Below are 4,486 nucleotides of genomic sequence, written 5' to 3' on the forward strand. Positions count from 1 at the left end.
CCGCGACCGACCTGCCGGTCACCGGACGCATCCCCGAACACCTCGACGGCCGCTACCTGCGCAACGGTCCCAACCCCGCCGAGGAGGTCGACCCGGCCACCTACCACTGGTTCAGCGGCGACGGGATGGTGCACGGCGTCGCGCTGAGCGGGGGCAGTGCCCGCTGGTACCGCAACCGCTGGGTGCGCAGCCTGTCGGTGTGCGCGGCCCTGGGCGAGGCGACGCCGGGCCGGCTCGACCCGCGGGCGGGCATGCTCTCGCTCGGCGCCAACACCAATGTCTTGACCCACGCCGGGCGCACCCTGGCGCTGGTCGAGGGCGGGGTGGCCAACTACGAGCTGACCGACGCGCTGGACACGGTCGGCACCTGCGACTTCGACGGCACGCTGGCGGGCGGCTACACCGCCCATCCGCACCGCGACCCGCGCACCGGCGAATTGCACGCCGTCTCTTACTCTTTCGCCCGCGGACGCACCGTGCAGTATTCGGTGATCGACACCCGGGGCCGCGCCCGCCGCACGGTCGACATCGAGGTGTCCGGGTCGCCGATGATGCACGACTTCTCACTGACCGAGAAGTACGTCGTCATCTACGACCTGCCGGTGACCTTCGACCCGGTGCAGGCGCTGCCGCAGACCATGCCCCGCTGGCTCGGCCTGCCGGCCCGGCTGGCGATGCAGTCGCTGATCGGGCGCGTGCGGGTGCCGAGCCCGATCAACGCCCTGATGAACCGGAACCCGAAGCACTCCGACCGCATGCCGTACGCCTGGAACCCCGGCTACCCGGCGCGCATCGGGGTCATGCCGCGCGAGGGCGGCAACGCGGACGTCCGCTGGTTCGAGATCGAGCCCTGCTACGTCTACCACCCCCTCAACGCCTACTCCGAGATGCGGGACGGCGCAGAGGTTTTGGTGCTCGACGTGGTGCGATACGCGCGGATGTTCGACCGCGACCGGCACGGGCCCGGCGAGACCCCGCCGACGCTGGACCGGTGGACGATCAACCTGGCGACCGGCGCGGTGGCCACCGAATGCCGCGACGATCAGCCGCAGGAATTTCCGCGGATCAACGAGGACATGCTGGGCGGCCCGCACCGCTTCGGCTACACCGTCGGGGCTTACTTCGCCGGCGGCGCCGCCGCGCTGTACAAGCACGACTACCAGACCGGCGCCCGCGAGGTCGCCGCGCTCGATCCCGACCTTTTGCTCGGCGAGATGTCCTTTGTGCCCAACCCCGGCTCCCAGAAGGGACGAGTCGAGGACGACGGCGTTCTGATGGGCTACGGCTACCACCGGGGCCGCGACGAGGGCCAGCTGGTGTTGCTCGACGCGCAGACGCTCGAGTCCGTGGCCACCGTGCATTTGCCACAGCGGGTGCCGATGGGCTTTCACGGCAATTGGGCGCCCACTGGCTAACGCGCGTCGAATAGGATGGCGGCCGCCGGCGACGGCCGGATCTCAGGTCAGCCAATTTTTCCCGGCTGTGCCTTGCAACCCTGATGCCGTGCAGCAAGCGTGCGCTACAGTGACTCATGCCACATAAAAGGGCAGGTGGCGGGCATGAGCGTCGACGGAAGGATCTCCCATGGGTGTCGCTATTGAGGTGAACGGCCTCACCAAGTCCTTCGGATCGTCGAGAATTTGGGAAGACGTGACCCTGGAGATCCCCGCCGGGGAGGTCAGCGTGCTGCTGGGGCCGTCCGGTACCGGCAAATCGGTGTTCCTGAAGTCCCTGATCGGCCTGCTGCGTCCCGAGCGCGGCTCGGTGGTCATCGACGGCACCGACATCCTGCAGTGCTCGGCCAAGGAGCTCTACGAGATCCGCACGCTGTTCGGCGTCATGTTCCAGGACGGTGCCCTGTTCGGTTCGATGAACCTGTTCGACAACGCCGCCTTCCCGCTGCGCGAGCACACCAAGAAGAAGGAAAGCGAGATCCGTGACATCGTCATGGAGAAGCTGCAGATGGTGGGTCTCGGCGGCGACGAGAAGAAGTTCCCCGGCGAAATCTCCGGCGGTATGCGCAAGCGCGCCAGCCTGGCCCGCGCCCTGGTGATGGACCCGCAGATCATCCTCTGCGACGAGCCCGACTCCGGTCTGGACCCGGTCCGCACCGCCTACCTGAGCCAGCTGATCCTTGACATCAACGCCCAGATCGACGCCACCGTCCTCATCGTCACGCACAACATCAACATCGCCCGCACCGTGCCGGACAACATGGGCATGCTCTTCCGGCGCAAGCTGGTCATGTTCGGCCCCCGCGAGGTGCTGCTGACCAGCGACGAGCCGGTCGTGCGGCAGTTCCTCAACGGCCGCCGCATCGGCCCGATCGGCATGTCCGAGGAAAAGGACGAGGCGACGATGGCCGAAGAGCAGGCCGCCCTCGAGGCCGGCCAGCACGCCGGCGGTGTGGAGGAGATCGAGGGCGTGCCGCCGCAGATCGTCGCGTCCCCCGGGATGCCCGAGCGCAAGGCCGTCGGCCGGCGCCAGGCGCGGGTGCGCGAGATCCTGCACACCCTGCCGCAGAAGGCGCAAGCCGCGATCATCGACGACATGGAGGGCACCCACAAGTACCGCGCGCACGAGGTCGGCGACTAGCTCGTCCGGCCCGAGGTTTCGCGATAACTTCGCGTAACTCCCCCGGCCCGCCCTCTTGACGACGGGCCGTAAACGGGCCAGTCTGTTGGGCAGCATGTATCCAGCGGAGAGTCGAGATGCCAGCCAGCGCCGATGTCCCTGGATGTCCTGTGCTGGACAGTTGAGGAATGCGCCGCCCTACGCTATTGTTGGACGTTGCGCTGGCTACCTCCTGCCCACCTCACCCGCCACCTGACACCGTGGTCTAAGCCTGAGCCCCCTGCAAGCGGCTTAGTTCTTTCACCGTGCGCGTGAGATCCGGACAGTTCGTTCGCCGGCCTAACCGACACAATTCGCGGCGAACGCAACCGGTGGTTCCGGTCTTCGTGAGTCGCACGAGGTGCTGGAAGGATGCATCTTGGCTGATTCTCGCCAGAGCAAAACGGATCGCCCACAAAGTTCCTCTAATGGAAGTTCCCTAAACGGCTCCGTCCCCGGAGCGCCCAACCGAGTTTCCTTCGCCAAGCTCCGCGAACCGCTCGAGGTTCCCGGCCTGCTCGACGTGCAGATCGACTCCTTCGAGTGGTTGATCGGCTCACCGCGCTGGCGCGAGGCCGCCACCGATCGTGGCGAGCCCAGCCCGGTCGGCGGCCTCGAAGAGGTGCTCTACGAGCTCTCGCCGATCGAGGACTTCTCCGGCTCGATGTCGCTGTCGTTCTCCGATCCCCGTTTCGACGAGGTCAAGGCGCCGGTCGACGAGTGCAAAGACAAGGACATGACGTACGCGGCCCCGCTGTTCGTCACGGCCGAGTTCATCAACAACAACACCGGCGAGATCAAGAGCCAGACGGTGTTCATGGGCGACTTCCCGATGATGACCGAGAAGGGCACCTTCATCATCAACGGGACCGAGCGCGTGGTCGTCAGCCAGCTCGTTCGCTCGCCCGGCGTGTACTTCGACGAGACCATCGACAAGTCCACCGAGAAGCTGCTGCACAGCGTCAAGGTGATCCCCAGCCGCGGCGCGTGGCTGGAGTTCGACGTCGACAAGCGCGACACCGTCGGCGTGCGCATCGACCGCAAGCGCCGCCAGCCCGTCACCGTGCTGCTCAAGGCGCTGGGCTGGACCAACGAGCAGATCCACGAGCGGTTCGGCTTCTCCGAGATCATGATGGGCACGCTGGAGAAGGACAACACCGCGGGCACCGACGAGGCGCTGCTGGACATCTACCGCAAGCTGCGCCCGGGCGAGCCGCCGACCAAGGAGTCCGCGCAGACCCTGCTGGAGAACCTGTTCTTCAAGGAGAAGCGCTACGACCTGGCCCGCGTCGGCCGCTACAAGGTCAACAAGAAGCTCGGCCTGCACGCCGGCGAGCCGATCACGTCGTCCACGCTGACCGAGGAAGACGTCGTCGCGACCATCGAATACCTGGTCCGCCTGCACGAGGGCCAGGCCACGATGACCGTCCCGGGCGGCATCGAGGTGCCGGTGGAGACCGACGACATCGACCACTTCGGCAACCGGCGGCTGCGCACGGTCGGCGAGTTGATCCAGAACCAGATCCGGGTCGGCATGTCCCGGATGGAGCGCGTCGTCCGCGAGCGGATGACCACGCAGGACGTCGAGGCGATCACGCCGCAGACGCTGATCAACATCCGGCCGGTCGTCGCCGCGATCAAGGAGTTCTTCGGCACCAGCCAGCTCTCCCAGTTCATGGACCAGAACAACCCGCTGTCGGGTCTGACCCACAAGCGCCGCCTGTCGGCGCTGGGCCCCGGCGGTCTGTCCCGTGAGCGGGCCGGGCTGGAGGTTCGTGACGTGCACCCGTCGCACTACGGCCGGATGTGCCCGATCGAGACCCCGGAGGGTCCGAACATCGGCCTGATCGGCTCGCTGTCGGTGTACGCGCGG

The 4,486-nt window shown here is 67.1% G+C and carries 2 protein-coding genes and 1 pseudogene; all 3 read left to right on the forward strand.

Annotated features, from left to right (window positions below; translation table 11 throughout):
• Window positions 1-1,415 (forward strand): carotenoid oxygenase family protein (locus tag A9X05_RS17070; protein ID WP_197499101.1); only part of this gene is annotated, 1,415 nt, incomplete at its 5' end.
• A 169-nt stretch (window positions 1,416-1,584) separates the two neighbouring features.
• Entirely contained in the window at window positions 1,585-2,595 is a 1,011-nt protein-coding gene (locus A9X05_RS17075) for an ABC transporter ATP-binding protein (RefSeq protein ID WP_067312439.1), read from the forward strand.
• Window positions 2,596-2,992: 397 nt separating this feature from the next.
• Window positions 2,993-4,486 (forward strand): annotated as a pseudogene (locus A9X05_RS17080) (DNA-directed RNA polymerase subunit beta); the annotation flags it as partial.

The sequence above is a fragment of the Mycobacterium sp. E3298 genome, from assembly GCF_001666895.1.
Classification (GTDB): domain Bacteria; phylum Actinomycetota; class Actinomycetes; order Mycobacteriales; family Mycobacteriaceae; genus Mycobacterium.

Bases quoted from the DNA above. Each gene is read 5' to 3' on its own strand.
- A9X05_RS17075 (WP_067312439.1), top strand. From the start codon at position 1,585: ATGGGTGTCGCTATTGAGGTGAACGGCCTCACCAAGTCCTTCGGATCG.